The sequence below is a fragment of the Lacrimispora sp. 38-1 genome (assembly GCF_049890855.1).
GTDB lineage: Bacteria > Bacillota > Clostridia > Lachnospirales > Lachnospiraceae > Lacrimispora.
Genome location: NZ_JBANEW010000034.1, coordinates 47,347 through 64,376 on the forward strand (window position 1 = coordinate 47,347; position 17,030 = coordinate 64,376).

The window sequence follows — 17,030 nt, forward strand, 5'->3', positions numbered from 1 at the left end:
TTACCGTAAAAAATTGCAATATTCAGATAAATCATTTTTTTATTATTCAGCCATTTGTTAGGCATTTGGGTGCTTTACTGGCATAAAATGGTTATATACTGTGTATGGAAAGGCAGGCTTTTCATGAACAAAATACTTGATAACGGATATTATGACTTTATCCTCAGTAACTCCCTGCTCCCTTCTTGTATCCTTACAGAAACTATCACAAAATTAAATAACGAACATTCTCTGCTCCATCTGGCGCAAACAAACATGCAGGCCTGCGATTTAGGTCTTCATCCATACGAAAATTTACCTTCTGTTTACACACTGACTTCCTCCATATGCACAGAAAATCCGGGTACTGCCTCCCTTTCTTATCAGTCTGTGTTGAATTTTATGGGTCTTGGAGTTGTGATTGGTATCATAGACACAGGCATTGACTATTGCCATCAGGCTTTTCAGAATCATGACGGAACTACCCGCATTCTTTCTATCTGGGACCAGACCGACCAGACCGGAAAACCTCCGGCAGGTTTTGATTTTGGCTCTGAATATACAAAAAACCATATTAATACTGCCTTGAAATCACCCGATCCGTTAACTATCGTTCCTGTTACAGATACCAGCGGTCATGGTACTGCGATTGCCAGCATAGTGGCAGGAAACCGTGATGAGGAACATTCATTTACAGGAGTTGTCCCTCAAAGTAAATTAGCTGTTGTTAAGCTGAAAGAAGCAAAAGACAATTTAAAACAGATTTATTTTATACCAGAGCACTCCCTGTGCTATCAGGAATCCGATATTATGCTTGGAATCCGGTATCTTCTAAACGTAGCAGCACAATTAAACCGCCCTTTGATCCTCTGCATTACCTTAGGCAGCAGCCAGGGAGGACATGATGGGCGGAGTCCCTTAAGTTCCTATCTGGACCAGATCGTCAGACAGTCCCGAATGGGGGCGGTAATTGCTGCAGGGAACGAAGGAGCAAGTAAAAGGCACTATTACTGTTATTCCCATATACCACCTTACTGCAGCAGTTTTGATTTAAAAATTGGAAAAGAGGATCGAATGTTTACCATGGAAATCTGGCCATTTCCAACAGGCCGGATTACCCTTGAGCTTTACTCTCCTGACTGCGAAATTATAAGCAGTCTCTATACTTCGGTTAACACCTGCCAGAACTTCAGCCTTTTACAGGGTCAGAGTTCTGTCTGGATAAATAACATTATTCTGGAAGGTTCCACAGGGGATCAGGTGATTCTGGTGCGTTTTAATAACCCCCTTCCCGGTATCTGGCATTGCCAGGTTAAAAGCGAAGCAAATGAACCATTTTCTTTCCATTGCTGGCTCCCCTCCGGGAATCTTATCTCTCCTGATACTTACTTTTATCACTCAGATTCTACTACAACCATCACATCTCCGGGAGATGCCCGTGTTCCTCTTACAGTTGCGGCCTATAACCAATTCGACAACATGATACTAAATGAATCCGGAAGGGGATTCTCCCGCTTTGGTGAAATTCTTCCGGATGTAGCGGCTCCAGGTTATAAGATTCCCTGTGCTCTTCCGGGAAACGGATACGGCACACTTTCCGGCACTGGGGCTGCTGCTGCCCACGCTGCCGGAGCTGCTGCAATGATAATGGAATGGGGCTTTATCAGAGGCAACCATACCTCGATAACTGGTGTAATGGCAAACCGCATGATCATACGAAGTGCAAACCGTGACAACGCCTGGTTCTACCCCAATGATATATGGGGATACGGCCAGATTGATATGCTTCATCTTTTTGATCAGATTTCAGCTTTCACGTAGGTTTCTAAAAAGACAGAGAGCCCTGTAAAAACGGCTCCCTGTCTCAATTCACTCTATGCACCTGTTAATCCAGCACTCCTATGGTACCTGATTTTCCTGCCTTTTCACAAGCTCATTTATATCTTTCTGAAACGATTCTTTCACCTTCTGATATCCCGCATCCTCAATTTTCTTCCTCATTTCGTCAATGGCCTGATGGGGATCCTCATACTTCCCGTAAGCAAGCTGTGGAATATATTCTGACAGCACACTGGCAATCGCTGCCTGTTCCGCCTCTACCGCACTTTTATTTAAAATGAGATTTTCAAATGGGTAATCATAGGCAATTTTATTGAGATTATCAATCATTTCCTTTTTTCCGTTCCAGTGATAGCTGTTATCCAGCTCTAAATCATCATTTCTGCCACACCAGAAGTTGGCATCCAGCTTATCGGTGCTCTGGTCCCAGCCCTCCGGATAGGCAAGCTTCCCATCCTCTGTTATGACATAATCAGTTCCTTCAATCCCATAATTAATATACCGGTAGCATTCCTCATCGTTTCGCAGCAGATCATATACCATCAGGGCCCGCTCCGGATGTTTGGAATTTACGCTGATTGCTGCAGCCCCATGGGTTTTTAAGGGTTTCGCAATATTGTTATTTTCCATTCCCCATGGGTACATCCTGACATCTGACCCCGGCTGTTTTCGCTCCATGCCTGGTTTTACCTGGGAATAGAATGTCTGGCTGTGGTGCTGGTCTGCTCCGCTGGTGCCCGCATACATCTCCTCTCTGGCATCTCCGTCAAAGTTTAAAACATCCTCTCTCCATACCCCGATCTCATTCCATTTCTTCATAAGATCGGCGGCATCATAGAGGACCTCTCCCTCCATATAAGGAGAAAATACAGTATTGGGATCGGAGGCGGAGGTACACCAGAATTCAAAATTACCTGCATTGCATCCAATCATGACACGGGCATCTGAGTTGGACTGGATGTAAGCACCCAGCAAGCCTGCAGCATTATTCTTTCCGGGAACATCCCAGGGTATAACCCCTTCTTTATTTTCTTTTACATACTTAAAATAAGTGGTCATATCATCAAATTTCTCTACCGTTCCATCCTTTAAGCCGGCTTCTTTAGCCCAGTCTCCCCGGTAAAACATCCCATGGTTTGTGTATTGGGTATAATGGTCTTCGGGAATTAAGTAAATCTCCCCGCCATATTTGCATATATCCCAGTCTCCCATAGATCCCACCTGCTCCCAGGTTTTGGGAGCATAAGTTTTTAACATCTCTTCACTTAATGGCAGAAATGCACCCTTTTGAATATTTTCCCAGGCATAAAGCCAATCCGTGGCAGTCGTAATAATATCAAGAGAATCGTCGCCTCCTAAGAGCTGTACATTATACTGTGTCTGCCAGTCCGCCCATTCCACATAAGTAAGTTTCAGTTCCGCATTGACTTTTTGCGTAAGTACCTGATTCAATGCCTTCAGCATTGCCTCACATCTGCCGTTGGAAGGTTTATCTCCCAGCACAAGCATGGTAATGACTTCATGATTTTTAACCGAAGCATCTTCTTTTTCCCCATTTGTTTTTTTCCCACACCCAGTCAGGATTCCGGTAAGGGAAGCAATAATTCCTGCGGCCAGCAGCACTTTTGCACAACAACACGTTTTCATCTTAACCCTCCATTTCTTTGCCAAATCCCCATTCAGCCTTTTCACCCCTTAACAGCACCTATGGAAATACCGGTAATAAAATATTTCTGTACAAATGGATACAAAAATACAATAGGTCCGGTTGCAACAACGGCAGTCGCCATCTTTAAGGTGTTGCTTGGCAGCGCTGTAATGGAAACATTGGCACCAGCTACAGAACCCTTTAAGGCATTTGCCGTATTGATGATATTGTATAAATAATACTGCAGCGGCTTATAGGCTACAGAGGATCCCAAATACAAAGAGGACTGATACCATTCGTTCCAGTATCCAAGTGCAAGAAATAAACCCACGGTAGCCAGTGCCGGCTTCAGCATGGGAAAAATCAGAACCCGGAAAATGGTGAAATCGCCGGCTCCATCCATCTTACCTGACTCCGTTATCTCAAATGGCACTGATCTGGCAAAATTTTTCATCAGAATGATCAGCCAGGGAGTCATTAAAAGCTGGAGAAATACTGCCATATAACTGCCTTTTAGATGAAGATATCTGGACACCCAGATATAGGTAGGTGCCATTCCGGCTGAAAAAAGCGTTGTAAAATATATAAAGAACGACAAAATATTACGAAATAGAAAATCCGGTCTCTGAAGTGCATAACCCGTCATTGCAATCAAAAACAGCCCCAATCCGGTTCCGCATACTGTCATTGTAATGGTTACTCCGTAAGATCCGAGAATCATTTTAGGATAACGGAATACCCAGCTGTACGCAGCAAATGTAAATTCTTTTGGAAAGAGTCCAAATCCCTCTCTGCTGATCACACTCTCCGTACTAAACGACGCTGAAAGAATCAAAAGAAAAGGGAGTATACAGACAATCGTAAAAAAACTTACACATAAATATGAGATACCCTTTAATAGTTTTGTGCCAGTCATGTTTCCCTCCTCAATTAAAATAATGCATAATCAGGATCAATCCTCTTTACCAGCCAATTGCATAACATTACAAGTGTGAATCCAAATGCAGACTGGTAAAGCCCGACTGCAGAAGAAGTGGAAAAATTATTCTGAGACATCATCATACGGTAGACTGCAGTTTCAATAATATCAGTCGTGCCAAAAAGCTGGGAATTCATACCTACCAGATTCCAGAAAAGGCCAAAATTCCCTTTCATAATTCCTCCCAGAGAAAACAAAAGCAGAATGATAAAGGTGGGTTTCAGCCCAGGCAGGATGATATAGCGGATTCTCTGAATGCTGGTAGCGCCATCTACCTCGGCCGCTTCTATAATATTGGCATCAATTCCGCATATTGCGGCAAAATAAACCACAGATCCATACCCGGTCTGCTGCCACATCTGACAAAATACGATGATAAAAGGCCATGCTCCAGCCATGCTGTAAATCTTTAACGGGTTCCCGCCAGTCTGCCGGATCAGGGTATTAAGCGCCCCAGTATCGTAATTGAGAATATTAAACATAATGGCACCAATCAGTACAGCAGATATAAAATATGGAAGAAACATCATGGTCTGCGCCGCTTTTTTAAATATGCGGCTTCCAATCTCATTTAACATGACAGCTAAAGTAATCTGAAGTAAATTTCCCAAAAAAATAAATACCAGATTGTAAAGAATCGTATTTCTGGTTAACAGCCACAGCTGTCCGGATTTAATGAGAAATTCAAAGTTTTTAAAGCCAGCGAAAGGACTGCCAAAAATTCCGTCTCTGAAGTTGTAGTTGGTAAAGGCGATATAAATACCCGGCAGCGGACAATAGTTAAATACTGTGAAAAATATAATTGCCGGAAGACACATAAAAAGCAGGGTCCGATTATTTTTAACGGACTTCAGACACATTTCCAATCCCCCTTGATTATTCTGTTTCATATTTATCTATATTCAAAAGTTAAAGGGTAAATGCGCAAACAGGCCTGTGAATCCGGGTTTTCCCACATTCACAGGCCTGTTACCTCAATGGCTGTTATGAAAATGCAATATTAATATCAAATGGAATATCATCAGCCAGCAGCTGGATACAAAGTATCTGGCTGGAATTCATTTTCACTGAAACCTGATCTCCATAAAGCAGGGTAGGCGTTGATATATCTACAGTGATGCCAATATTGGCAAAAAATGTGGCAGCATTCGCAGTCAGCATATTGGCCAATTCAGAAATAGCACTTTGGGCCATTTCATTAAAATCATCTACCGGCATCCCCATCATCATGGTGGATGCTACTTTTTTTGCATTCTCAAGATCCAGATAATACACTACATTTCCTTTTATTTCTCCCACAATGCCGACTGTCATGATTACTCCTGTATAAGTCAGATTGCAGTCTTTCAGACTCAAATTGGTTTTTTCAACTTTTTCAAATCCCAGCTGCGGCATAACGGAAAGAAATGCTTCAATAAATGGATTTATGTATTTTACATCCACTGATCATCACCCCTTTGAAATCCAATATTAAGCAGAATATCTCCGAAATCCGACTCTGCAACTATGTTTGTTGTTGTATACCCGGGAGCGGTAATATGTACACTTTCACCGTGCATAATTGTCGGCGGTGCCACCCGGAGTCCATAGGCTTTATTCATTCTGTTTATGATAGAACAGGCATTACCTGACACAATATTGGTAAACTCTCCAAGCACTGCAAGCACCTCATCATTGCCCGAAGCCTCTCTTTTCATTATGGAAGCAGTAAGCTTATACGCAGTTTCCATCTTTACATCAATCAGCATTCTTCCGGAAAACTTACCTATAATTCCAACAATGACTGCAAGTCCTTCTGACTGGAATTCCTGACTGCAGACTTTTTCATCTTTGTATTGGATGAGCGTCTTCGTTAATTTATTGGTTCCATCAAGAAGTGCCTCTTTAAAAATTTTAATATACTCACTTGATAAAAAGCGGAATAACTCCTCCGATGACATGACACGGTTAACCGCAGTCATCAGCTCCTCTTCATCAATGGGCTTCTGGACATAAGCAGAAACCTTATTTTCCTTTGCTTCCTTCACAATTTCATCATCCATCATGGAACTGATGACAATAACTTTAATGTTTCTGTCAATTTCATGAATTGCACGGGTGCATTCCAATCCATCTGTTCCAGGCAGTGTCATATCCATCGTCACAAGCTGAGGCTTTGTTTCCTGTATCACCTGTTTTACTTCTTCCAGTGTCCCTGCTTCCCCCACGACTTCAAGACCGTTTCTAACAAGAATTCCTTTGATGAAAGCGATAGAGAAGGGAGAATCATCAACTATAACAACTTTTGTACCCGCCATAGAATAAAGCCTCCTGTAATTAATAATGATTAATGTCAATACTCTATTACAATACCAGATTAACAGGTTTATATCCTGTTTCACTTAATATTTGTATTAATCAACAATATCATATAATGACATATTTTGTCAAAAGGTTTGCTGGTCTGATTACAAATGTTTGTTTATTAAGTGAATTTTTTTATAAATGTCACCAAAAACCGTATCACTCATAATTATCTATTCATATAATAATAGAAACGATTACCTCGGTGAATGATGTTATGAATGAATATAACAAAATTGAATTCGATTCTGAAATGACAAATGTACCTGAATTTCCTTCCGATTTCGGACCAAACCCTTTTATTATTGATATGCAGAAGGCTGCCGGACAAAACGACAATTTTCGCTCTTCTCTCTGGACCGGAGACCATCTCCAGGTCACGCTTATGAACATACCCGTCAAAGGAACCGTGGGGCTGGAGGTCCATTCCGATCTTGATCAGTTTTTAAGAGTGGAGGAAGGACTGGGGCTTGTTCAACTGGGATCATCGAAATTTTCCATGGATTCCCAATATCTGGTTTTTGACAATTATGGAATATTTGTTCCCGCAGGAATATGGCATAATATTATTAATATTGGGAATCGGCCACTGAAACTGACTTCGGTCTATGCTCCCCCGCACTACGAATGGGGTACGATTCATCAGACAAAAGCCGACAGCCTTTCAGATAACGAAAGCTGACAACCGTCTTATAACCAAAACTTTGCAGCCTGCCCGGATTAAACGGGCAGGCTGCAATATTCTGGCTGCTATTCTGTTATATTAATGGTAACTGCTTTTGGTCTTGTCATCGCTTCTATGGAATACCTAACACCCTGAGTCCCCATACCGGAAGCCTTCACTCCCAAGAACGGAAAATGATCCGGACCTCGTTCTGTTTTGTTGTTGATCTGAACGGTCCCCACTTCTAATTTCTCAGCGATGCGAAATGCCTTATTGATGTCTTTGGTGAAAACAGAAGACTGCAGGCCATACTCGGAACGATTGGCGATTTCCACCGCCTCCTCCATATTCTTTACACGGATAATCGGAAGTATAGGTGAAAACGGTTCCTTCCACGCAATCTCCATATCCACGTTTACTTTATCTAATAAAGTGGGATAAACCAGGTTCCCTTCTCTCCGATTGCCAATAATCAGTTCTGCCCCCTTTGCAATGGCATCCTGTGTTAAAAATCCGGCAAAGTCAGCAGCCTTCTGATCAATCAAAGGAGTCACCACTGCAAATTTTCTGGGATCTCCCACGGTTAATTTTTCAATTCTTGATTTCAGCATGGTTACTAACTGGTCTGCAACTTTATCAGTTGTAATAATGCGTTTCACCGCTGTACAACGCTGACCGGAATAGGAAAATGCCCCCTCCACTATATTATCTGCCGCATACTCCAGGTCCGCATCTTCCAGAACAAGAGCCGCATCCTTGCCGCCAAGTTCCAAAAGCAATGGTGTCATACAGGAAATTTGAGATATATGTCTTCCTATCTCCGTACTGCCTGTAAAGTTAATAAAATCAATTCCTTCGTGTGTTACGATATAATCACCGATCTCACTTCCCCTTCCGGTAACTGTCTGCAGCACCCCTTCCGGAAGACCTGCATCCTGCAATGCCTTTACAAGGTGAAGTGCGCTGATGGCTCCCTGTGTCGCCGGTTTTAATATCACTGCATTGCCTCCGATTAATGCAGGTGCGATCTTTGAGGCCGATAAGTTAATTGGGTAGTTAAAGGGTGATATGGCTAACACAGTGCCGAGAGGAATTCTTTTTACATAGGACATCTTATTGCGGGAGCCGCCTGGGAAATTCTCCCCGCTCACTGCTATCCCTTCCAGACTTTTTCCTGCATCTGCAGTAAATCGCAAAAAATCCGCTGTTCGTTTCACTTCCGATACAGAAGATTTCTTATCTTTTGCAATCTCCATCATGAGAATATCCGATATTTCTTCTGTCCTTTCCTCCAGGAGCGCTGCTGCCTTATAAAGGAGTGCTGCTTTTTCGTATATGGGTACAGCAGCCCACAGGGATTGACCATCTTTGGAAAAGCGGACAATATCATTCACTTCTTCCTTACTGATCGCCTGCACCTTACCCACGAAAGAGCCATCCGCAGGTGATGTTATGGTGATGACATCGCCTGATGCTGATTCTGTCCACTGCCCGTTGATTAAATTATTATAAACAAGATTCTCATTACATAATCCAGTCATATGTTTCTCTCCTTTCGTTTCTTTACCTGCCATCTGTCTATTATATACCACAAATATAAAATTAAATACCAACGTATTTTTATTCATTGTTTGCTAATAGCAGTCTGTATGATACAATTAATATCGAAGCGCGGATACTTTTTATAACAGGCGTGCAAAATTTATATATACGGGGAGATATGAGATGAAACGCGGTGTGATATTTTTATTATTTGCTATTACTATTTCCATTATATTATCAAGTTGTGGATCGTCACTTAGCGAAGAGGAACTTCAAAAGCGTGCGGATAATTATTCAATTTTAGTTGATGCACTTCATGCAGTGGGGTATGAAAACGACTTTAAGTTGCTGAAAGAGAAAAATTCTATGGAACAGAATTTAAGAAATCTATGGAAGTACTATCTGTCAGACCTTGATTTTTCTGCCAGAGATACCCGTAAGAATACTCAATTGCTGATTATGCTTGGAAACTTTGATTTCATAGCAGAAGGACTGCGGTCCAAAGCTGCATCCAACAATCCATATTATAACGATTGGCCGCGTGATAACCAGTATAACACGAAATCAGAAACAGTATGGTTCAGCGACGAAGAAGTGCTGTGGCTTATGTTGCTTTTGCCGGACGCTGATATTCCCAAGGAGCACTCAGGGTTTAAGGAAGTTCTGGCTGAATGCGGGAAAAACGTTTTAGGGGAAGATTTGTACGACCCTGCTACACGCGAGGGCATCTGGTTTTATTATGAAAAAACAAACCCCGGGTTATTGGAGAAAATAAATCCTGATTTTCCGGATTATTTCTCAAATGAGATTAAAACCGCTTTTAAAAACTCGGACGACAACATTAAGAATCGATTTATGCAAGCAATTGACCCTGAAAATTTCAGAAAAATATTTTATACCGACAGTCCGGTCCGCATTTTTACATTCAAAGAAGCGGAAGCACTGATGAAGGAGTATCCCCCTGCAGGCTCGTGGGATGGAGGATATATTCGTATAGTAGATGATCCTGAACATAGTGAATGGAATCTTAAGTATTCGACAAATGACTATAACATTAATGACTCTGCATATGGAGCTTATACATACGCAAGAGAGTCCGATGCTCTTGTTCCAGTAATTAACCCCGCGGATGCGCGTTTTGCAGTTTATGAGCAATACACAGAGGGTATGTATTATGCTACTTATACTGGCAACAGAGATTTTGATGTATATCTTTTAAACTTAAATATCCGCATAGTAGATTTGTTAACCGGAAAGGTGATATTCAGCGAGTCTGCACTAAGCAATCGGCCGCCTGACGAAATCTCATGGACAAATTCTTATGGTATCAGTAGTCTTCAAATCGTTGATGGCAAATATTATTACAATGATTTTAATTGGAAGAAGTATGCAGCTGTGATGGAGAGAAAGTGTCAAATCCCGAATTCGCCAATCCAACAGAAACAGTAAGTGCATAATCGTGATGATCAACGTAAAATAGCAAAGGAGTTCCCATTGGAGAACTCCTTTACGTGATTCATTTCACTACAACACCCACCCCATCCGGTATGACTGTTATGTTAGCATCTGCCCCTTTTATTTCAAAAGCTTTCTTTAGCGCATCGTCAAACGTATATGCATGCTGCATATGCATTTTCTTTATCATTTCCGGATCACACAGATCGGAAACAAGTATAACTGTATGCTCCTTAAGTATCCGGGCAAGTATCTGAAATTCCCATTGATCCGGTATCGTTTCCGATCTTCCTGTCTTCATGACACGGTCAAGGACTTCCTCCGGACTCCCGGCATTTGCCATATTCTCATAAAAGGACTTGCCCCCATGCCCGTCGTTGCAGGCTGAGACCATGATGATAACCCCGCCTTCCTTGCAGACTGCTTCTGCTGCAGTCATACCTTTTACAGACTGATATACATTCTGGTCAAGAGGATATCCTCCATTGGAGGTTATGGCGATGTCTGCTTTCACGGCCTTCACTGAGGCCAGTTCCATAACAAATTTACAGCCCTCTGCGTGGGCCTGCTCGCTGTCACCTGCAAAGGCATTGATAATATGTTTCTCACTGTCAATAACAACATTCAGTATGAATGCCAGTTTTGCCTGTCTTGCCGCATAAAGCATATCCCTGTGAATGGGATTGTTATTTATCACTCCCGTTCTGGCGTACTCACTTGCTATAAATTCGGAGCAATGATTTGCCATTACGGTTTTCGCTGATGCCACGCCTGGAAGGACACTCTTTCTTCCCCCTGAAAATCCTGCAAAGAAATGAGGCTCTATAAATCCTTCTGAAATCAGCAATTCTGTTTCCATTGCCAGCTTATTAAGCCACAGTTCTCCGCCGGAAGGCAGAGTCCCCACCCTTACAACGCTGTCCTCATCCTCTGACATATGGTTAATAATCACTTCATGGTCTGCAATTTCCTGTCCGAACTTATGAATCATCTCTTCCCTGGTATCCGGCCTGTGAAAGCCGGTAGCAATTAATATCTTAATATCAATATCAGGATTTACCTTTCGGATCCGCTTAAGTAGTATAGGCATTGTTACTTTGCTTGGAACCGGTCTTGTATGATCGCTTGTTATGATCACCATGTTTTTCCTGCCCTGAACCAGTTCTTCTAAGGAGGCACTTCCAATTGGGTGATCCAAAGCTCTGTTGACAATCTCCTCCTGGCTGCCTTCCGCCCGGTAGGCATGGGCTTTTGATTCCAATATTGCCGCCAGATTATGATCCGGAATATCAGCTTCTAAAAGTTTAGTTGAATAAGGTATATTAATTTTGGCCATAAGATTCCCTCTCGATCTTTTCCGGCTGTTTTACTGAAAAATCTTTCCCGGGTTTAAAATATTTTTAGAATCAAAAGCCAGTTTTATATTTTTCATCAATTCCACATATTCCTGACTGTATTGCTCCAGCATATAAACTTTCTTGGCAAAACCGATTCCATGCTCACCGGATACCAGGCCGCTCAGTTCCCTTGATTTGCTGTACATGGCTTCAAATACCTCCGCCAGCTTTTTCTTCCATGCTTCCTCTGAAAGCGCATCCTTTAATACATATACGTGGAGATTTCCATCTCCTGCATGACCAAAGCTTCTGATTCTTACATGAAATCTGCTTTGAAGTTCGTGAGTATATTTTATAAATTCAGCAATTTTATTTCTGGGTACTACAACATCACATTCATCCATATCTGTTGTTGACGCTTTGACCGCTTCCAGAAACGCCCCTCTTGCAGACCAGACAGAATCTTTTCTTTCATCTGTATCAACGATAAATACATCAACAGCACCTTCCTTCAGGCAGATGTCCGCTACCTTTTCATATGCCTTTTCTATCTCTTCCCGTGTATTGCCGTCAAATGTCAGTAAGAGATATGCATCCGAAGAATTGTCAGGGAATTTCTTTCCTAAGTATTCCTCGGCTGCCAGAATTACTTCTCTCTGCATAAATTCTATGGCTGTGGGAGCAGCTTTTGATTTCACGATTTCAGGAACAGTACTGATCGCCATATCCAGGCTGGGGAATGGAATTAACAATGATATTGCCTTTTTAGGAAGCGGAAGCAGTTTTAAAATGGCCTTTGTTACAATTCCAAGTGTTCCTTCTGACCCACAAATTAAGTCCTTTATGCTGTAGCCGGAGGAGTTTTTTACTACCTTCCCTCCTACCTCAAGAATTTCCCCGTTTGGCAGAACAACTTCCAGTCCTCTCACGTAATCTCTGGTAACCCCATACTTAACCGCTCTCATTCCTCCGGCGTTAGTATTGATATTACCGGCTATTGTAGCTGATTTTTCACCAGGATCAGGCGGATAGAACAAATCATGTTCTTCAACAAAATCACTGATCTCCATTAATAAAACTCCCGGCTCCAGAGTCAGGGTTAAATTTTCTTCATCTATTTCCAGTATCCGGTTCATTTTGGACATATTTATCATAATTCCTCCGTAAACCGGGACGGATGCTCCGACTAAACCGGTACCTGATCCTCTTGCTACAACAGGAATCCGGTGGTCATAAGCATATTTCATGATCTTTGATACTTCTTCTGTCGTAAGAACCTCCACTAATACATCCGGCGTCCTGCTTATTCCGCCCATTTCATCATGACTGAAGTCATCATTAATTTCTTCGCCGGTAAATACTCTGTCCTTACCCAGTACAGATACCAGATATTCAACATCACCGGCATCAATTTTTTTGTAATCCATCACATTCATTCCCTCCTTGATTCGTAATTCCATATAAAACAAATCAACCCGCATTTTATGTAATTCGTTCGGTTATTAAGCTTCTGCACACTTTAATTCTTTCACCAGCTGCGGTACAATCTCATAAATATCTCCTACGATTCCATAATGTGCTGTATGAAAGATAGAGGCGTTTTCATCTTTATTAATTGCAAAGATACGATCTGAGTGATTCATTCCTGCGACAAACTGTACGGCACCTGATATTCCCAGGGCGATGATCAGTTTTGGCTTCACCGTTCTGCCGGAGAGACCAATCTGCTTCTTTGCCGGAATCAGTCCTGCCTCCACAAGGGGTCTTGTACCTGCAATCTGGGCATGGAGCAGATCTGCCAGGTCCTGTACCATAACCATATCTTTTTCGGATTTTATGGCTCTGCCGACTGCAATGATCACCTCTGCATCTGATATGTTTTCTTCCACTTTTTTCTTCGTAACCTTCAAAACCTCAATCTGTGATTTTAATTTTTCTTCTTCCAGTTCACATACCGTTATTTTTCCTTTTGAATCGCACTGTCTTTCCGGCGCATTCATAATTTTATATCTTACGGTTGCCATCTGGGGTCTTGTATTGGGACATATAATCTGAGCCATAATATTACCGCCAAAAGCTGGTCTGATCTGAACAAGATCCGTATTTTCTTTCATTTCAAGTATGGTGCAGTCAGCAGTTAATCCGGTTCTGAACCTGGTGGCTACTCGGGGAGCAAGTGATCTTCCTGTGGTTGTGGCACCGACCAGTATGGAAGATGGCTTTACTTTATTAATAAAATCTTCCATGGCAGCCGTATAAGTTTCGATCCTGAAATCCTTCAATTCTTTGTTATCATATACAAAGACCTCATCCACACCGTAATGCAGCAGTTCTTCTGCTTTCTTTTCTATATTGTGGCCAATAAAAACGCAATACACCGGAAAATCAACAACTGAAGCAAGCTCTCTGGCTTTTCCGATCAGTTCCATTGTCACCGGATGAATGGTTCCTTCCACATGGTCAACATAGACGGCAATTCCTCTCCACAGGCTCTTATCAACCTTCTTTGTTTCTGTTTCAACAAATTCCATCACTCCTGCCGGACCTTTTTTCACACATATCTTACACATTTTACAGCCTGCATTCACCTGTACTTTTCCATCTGTGTATTCAATTGCTCCAAAAGGGCAGACCTTTAATAATTCTTCTATATTTGACTCATTTACATTCTCCTGGTTACATATTAATTTTCCCATAAAATCCCCGCCCTTCTTTATATAAATTTTAACTCTTTCAGTTTTGATGCCATTTGTAAACTGAGTTTATCGCCGGTTCCAGTCCATATTTCTCTGTCGTTGTTGACTGATGGGGGAAATATTCTCTCTACCTGCGTGGGTGAACCGTTTAACCCATATTTCATCTCATCTTTATCTTCAAAATCATTCATGGTCAAGATTTTGATTTCTTTGTCTTTTGCTTCTAGCTTTCTCTTGTAAGATGGCAGCCTTGGCTGGAAAATATCTTTTTCAACTGTAATTAAACAAGGAAACTGGATTTCGGCGACTTCAATGGTGTCAGGCATATCCATTTCTACTATGATTGATTTTTCTTTTATTTCAACAATCTTTAAAACGTTGGTGATATGCGGGATTCCAAGATATTCTCCCATCTCCGGTCCTACCTGGGCGGTATCACCGTCAGTTGTCTGCTTCCCGCACAAGATAAGGTCAAAATCCCCCATTTTTCTCACGCCCTGGGAAATGGTATAAGAAGTAGCAAGTACATCTGCTCCTGCAAACTTCCTGTCTGTTATTAAAGCTCCGTCGTCCGCTCCCATCATATATGCTTCTTTAATAACCTCTTTCGCCTGAGGCGGTCCCATACTGATCACCTTTACCGATCCGCCCTGCTGCTCTTTCATTTTCAGTGCGGTTTCTAACGCATACAAGTCATAGGGGTTCATTTTTGAATCTACACCATCTCTCTTTAAAACACCAGTTACAGGATCCACTTCAACTTTTGAAGTATCCGGAACCTGCTTGATACAGACTAAAATTTCCATACGTATCCCTCTCTTTCTATGTATTAAATATAGTGTGGCAAATCATACAAACGTAACTTGAATTTGTATCGCTTAATTGGTATTATGGTCTGACCACTTGGAACCATAATATCACAATTTTAAAAAAACATCTATACTTTTAAAAAAATAATAGCAAAAATACCAAAAAAAACAAATGGCCGGAGCAGCTTCTCCCATCATATCGATAAAAAGCCGTTCCGACCACATTGCATCAGCATGTGATAATGCCGCTATTTAGAAATAGCCACCAGATCATTTAGTATATCCCCATCCTGAAAATCAGTTAGTATTGCTGCTCTGTTAAGGCAGTTAATCCCGTCTTCTTTCCTTCCCAGTTTTGAGAGGGCAATTCCCTTGCCTTTTAAGGCTTCAGGATCATTTTTCTCAAGCTTCAATGCTCTCTCATTATCCTCAAGACAACGCTCATAGTTTCCGCACATATATTCACAAAAACCTTTTGCTCTTAAAGCTTCCCGGTTTTCAGGCATTAATTCATGCACTCTTTCAAATGCAAAAGCTGCTTCCTGAAACTGTTCTTCTTTCATAAGCTGCAGCGCTTTTGCATAAAGAATCTCTCCATCCTGATTATTGGAATATCTGTTCTTCATATCCTTTAGTTCGAGATTATATGCACAATACTGATTCTCAGAATATATGCTTCCGTTCATTGTAAGTCTTGTATTTGGGCATCCTCCCAGACACTTTTTCCCATAGATGCAGATATTGCAGTCTCCGTCTAACTGACATTTTTTCATACTTCTGCACCAGCTGAATTTCTCATCGCTTTCCCAGATGGAACGAAGCGATTCGTTGCGCAGATTTCCCTCAACATACTGTTTATCACGAATGGAAGTACAGCCCAGTATATCTCCATTATGAAGAATTCCGAAACTTCTGGTTCCTGCATTGCAGCCATCCCAAAGAGATACGATTGGTGTATTATAAGAAATTCTCTTTATCTCCATTTCCTTTTTTGTATAATAACCAATACAGTCTGCAGGATAAATCTTAATTCTGCCTTCTTTTGCCGTATCATAGCAAAAATCAATTAAATCATTTACCTGCTCCGGGTCGAGAACCCATTCCGGCCTCTTTTTAAAATTCCCCATAGGAAGACCAATCTGTACCTGCCAGGAATCCACTCCCATTGAAATCAGATTTTCTTTCAGTTCGGTCAAAAACTCAATGTTCTTCTTGGAAACTGTCGTAATGGCACCTGTCTGGATTCCTTCTCGTTTCATTAACTGAAACGCTTTCCTAGCCTGTGCAAAAGCACCCTTTTTACGGATGTTGTCATGAATTTCTTCCGTTCCATCTATACTGACAGCAATAGTACTAATATTGCTCCCTTTTAATTTAAGAACCATTTCTTCTTCCAGGAACCAGCCATTGGTTATTATATTTACAGAAACACCCTTATCAGACAGACGTTTTACCAGAAGGTGTACATCTTTTCTTGTTAATGGCTCCCCGCCAGAAAGCGTAATCCATTTAAGCCCCATATCCGCAATCTGATCACAGACATTCAGTGCTTCTTCTGTATTCAATTCATCCGGTAATGCTTCTGCACACGATGAACCACAATGTTTACACCGCATATTGCAACCCATGGTTATTTCCCAAACACAGGTCAAAGCCTGATATTTCATAATCTGCCCCCTTTTAATTTGCATTGCATTCTGGAAAACCATAATCAGTACATGGATCCTGTATTCCGCAGG

Annotated in this window: 14 protein-coding genes; 3 read left to right on the top strand and 11 right to left on the bottom strand. The window is 41.6% G+C overall.

Annotated features, from left to right (window positions below; all coding sequences use genetic code 11):
• Positions 1 to 123 precede the first annotated feature (123 nt).
• Positions 124 to 1,800 carry a S8 family peptidase gene (locus V7D18_RS08095; RefSeq protein ID WP_426153192.1) on the top strand — a complete coding sequence of 559 codons (1,677 nt, stop codon included), beginning with the start codon at positions 124 to 126 and terminating at the stop codon, positions 1,798 to 1,800.
• 78 nt (positions 1,801 to 1,878) lie between these two features.
• Here the strand turns inward: V7D18_RS08095 and V7D18_RS08100 are convergent, their stop codons facing one another.
• The 5 genes from V7D18_RS08100 to V7D18_RS08120 form a co-directional block, all read right to left on the bottom strand.
• Complete coding sequence (locus tag V7D18_RS08100; protein WP_426153194.1) at positions 1,879 to 3,465, bottom strand: extracellular solute-binding protein; 1,587 nt, start codon at positions 3,463 to 3,465, stop codon at positions 1,879 to 1,881.
• A gap of 41 nt (positions 3,466 to 3,506) precedes the next feature.
• Positions 3,507 to 4,382 carry a carbohydrate ABC transporter permease gene (locus V7D18_RS08105; protein WP_426153196.1) on the bottom strand — a complete coding sequence of 292 codons (876 nt, stop codon included), beginning with the start codon at positions 4,380 to 4,382 and terminating at the stop codon, positions 3,507 to 3,509.
• A 14-nt stretch (positions 4,383 to 4,396) separates the two neighbouring features.
• Positions 4,397 to 5,305, bottom strand: coding sequence for an ABC transporter permease (locus tag V7D18_RS08110; RefSeq protein WP_426153198.1), 909 nt, complete (start codon positions 5,303 to 5,305; stop codon positions 4,397 to 4,399).
• A 124-nt stretch (positions 5,306 to 5,429) separates the two neighbouring features.
• Positions 5,430 to 5,888, bottom strand: a complete 459-nt coding sequence (locus V7D18_RS08115) for a chemotaxis protein CheX (RefSeq protein WP_117418432.1) — start codon at positions 5,886 to 5,888, stop codon at positions 5,430 to 5,432.
• Positions 5,879 to 6,742 carry a response regulator gene (locus tag V7D18_RS08120; RefSeq protein ID WP_426153200.1) on the bottom strand — a complete coding sequence of 288 codons (864 nt, stop codon included), beginning with the start codon at positions 6,740 to 6,742 and terminating at the stop codon, positions 5,879 to 5,881. The genes V7D18_RS08115 and V7D18_RS08120 overlap by 10 nt, the downstream gene beginning before the upstream one ends.
• Before the next feature lie 263 nt (positions 6,743 to 7,005).
• Between V7D18_RS08120 and V7D18_RS08125 the strand changes: the two genes are divergently transcribed.
• Complete coding sequence (locus tag V7D18_RS08125) at positions 7,006 to 7,470, top strand: cupin domain-containing protein (protein ID WP_426153202.1); 465 nt, start codon at positions 7,006 to 7,008, stop codon at positions 7,468 to 7,470.
• Between the two features lie 68 nt (positions 7,471 to 7,538).
• Here V7D18_RS08125 and V7D18_RS08130 read toward each other — a convergent pair whose 3' ends face one another.
• Entirely contained in the window at positions 7,539 to 8,993 is a 1,455-nt protein-coding gene (locus V7D18_RS08130; RefSeq protein ID WP_426153204.1) for an NADP-dependent glyceraldehyde-3-phosphate dehydrogenase, read from the bottom strand.
• 184 nt (positions 8,994 to 9,177) lie between these two features.
• On the opposite strand from V7D18_RS08130, the gene V7D18_RS08135 reads away from it, so the two are divergent.
• Positions 9,178 to 10,443: a hypothetical protein gene (locus V7D18_RS08135; protein WP_426153206.1), complete on the top strand. Its 1,266-nt coding sequence runs from the start codon at positions 9,178 to 9,180 to the stop codon at positions 10,441 to 10,443.
• Between the two features lie 67 nt (positions 10,444 to 10,510).
• Here V7D18_RS08135 and larA read toward each other — a convergent pair whose 3' ends face one another.
• The 5 genes from larA to V7D18_RS08160 all read right to left on the bottom strand — a co-directional run.
• Positions 10,511 to 11,785: a nickel-dependent lactate racemase gene (gene larA, locus V7D18_RS08140; RefSeq protein WP_426153208.1), complete on the bottom strand. Its 1,275-nt coding sequence runs from the start codon at positions 11,783 to 11,785 to the stop codon at positions 10,511 to 10,513.
• Positions 11,786 to 11,815: 30 nt separating this feature from the next.
• Positions 11,816 to 13,213, bottom strand: a complete 1,398-nt coding sequence (locus V7D18_RS08145) for an FAD-binding oxidoreductase (protein WP_426153210.1) — start codon at positions 13,211 to 13,213, stop codon at positions 11,816 to 11,818.
• A gap of 75 nt (positions 13,214 to 13,288) precedes the next feature.
• On the bottom strand, positions 13,289 to 14,482 hold the full coding sequence (locus tag V7D18_RS08150; RefSeq protein WP_426153212.1) for an electron transfer flavoprotein subunit alpha: 1,194 nt from the start codon (positions 14,480 to 14,482) through the stop codon (positions 13,289 to 13,291).
• Positions 14,483 to 14,499: 17 nt separating this feature from the next.
• On the bottom strand, positions 14,500 to 15,288 hold the full coding sequence (locus V7D18_RS08155; protein WP_426153214.1) for an electron transfer flavoprotein subunit beta/FixA family protein: 789 nt from the start codon (positions 15,286 to 15,288) through the stop codon (positions 14,500 to 14,502).
• A 251-nt stretch (positions 15,289 to 15,539) separates the two neighbouring features.
• Positions 15,540 to 17,030, bottom strand: a 1,491-nt coding sequence (locus tag V7D18_RS08160) for a radical SAM protein (protein ID WP_426153216.1), incomplete at its 5' end; no start/stop codon positions are given.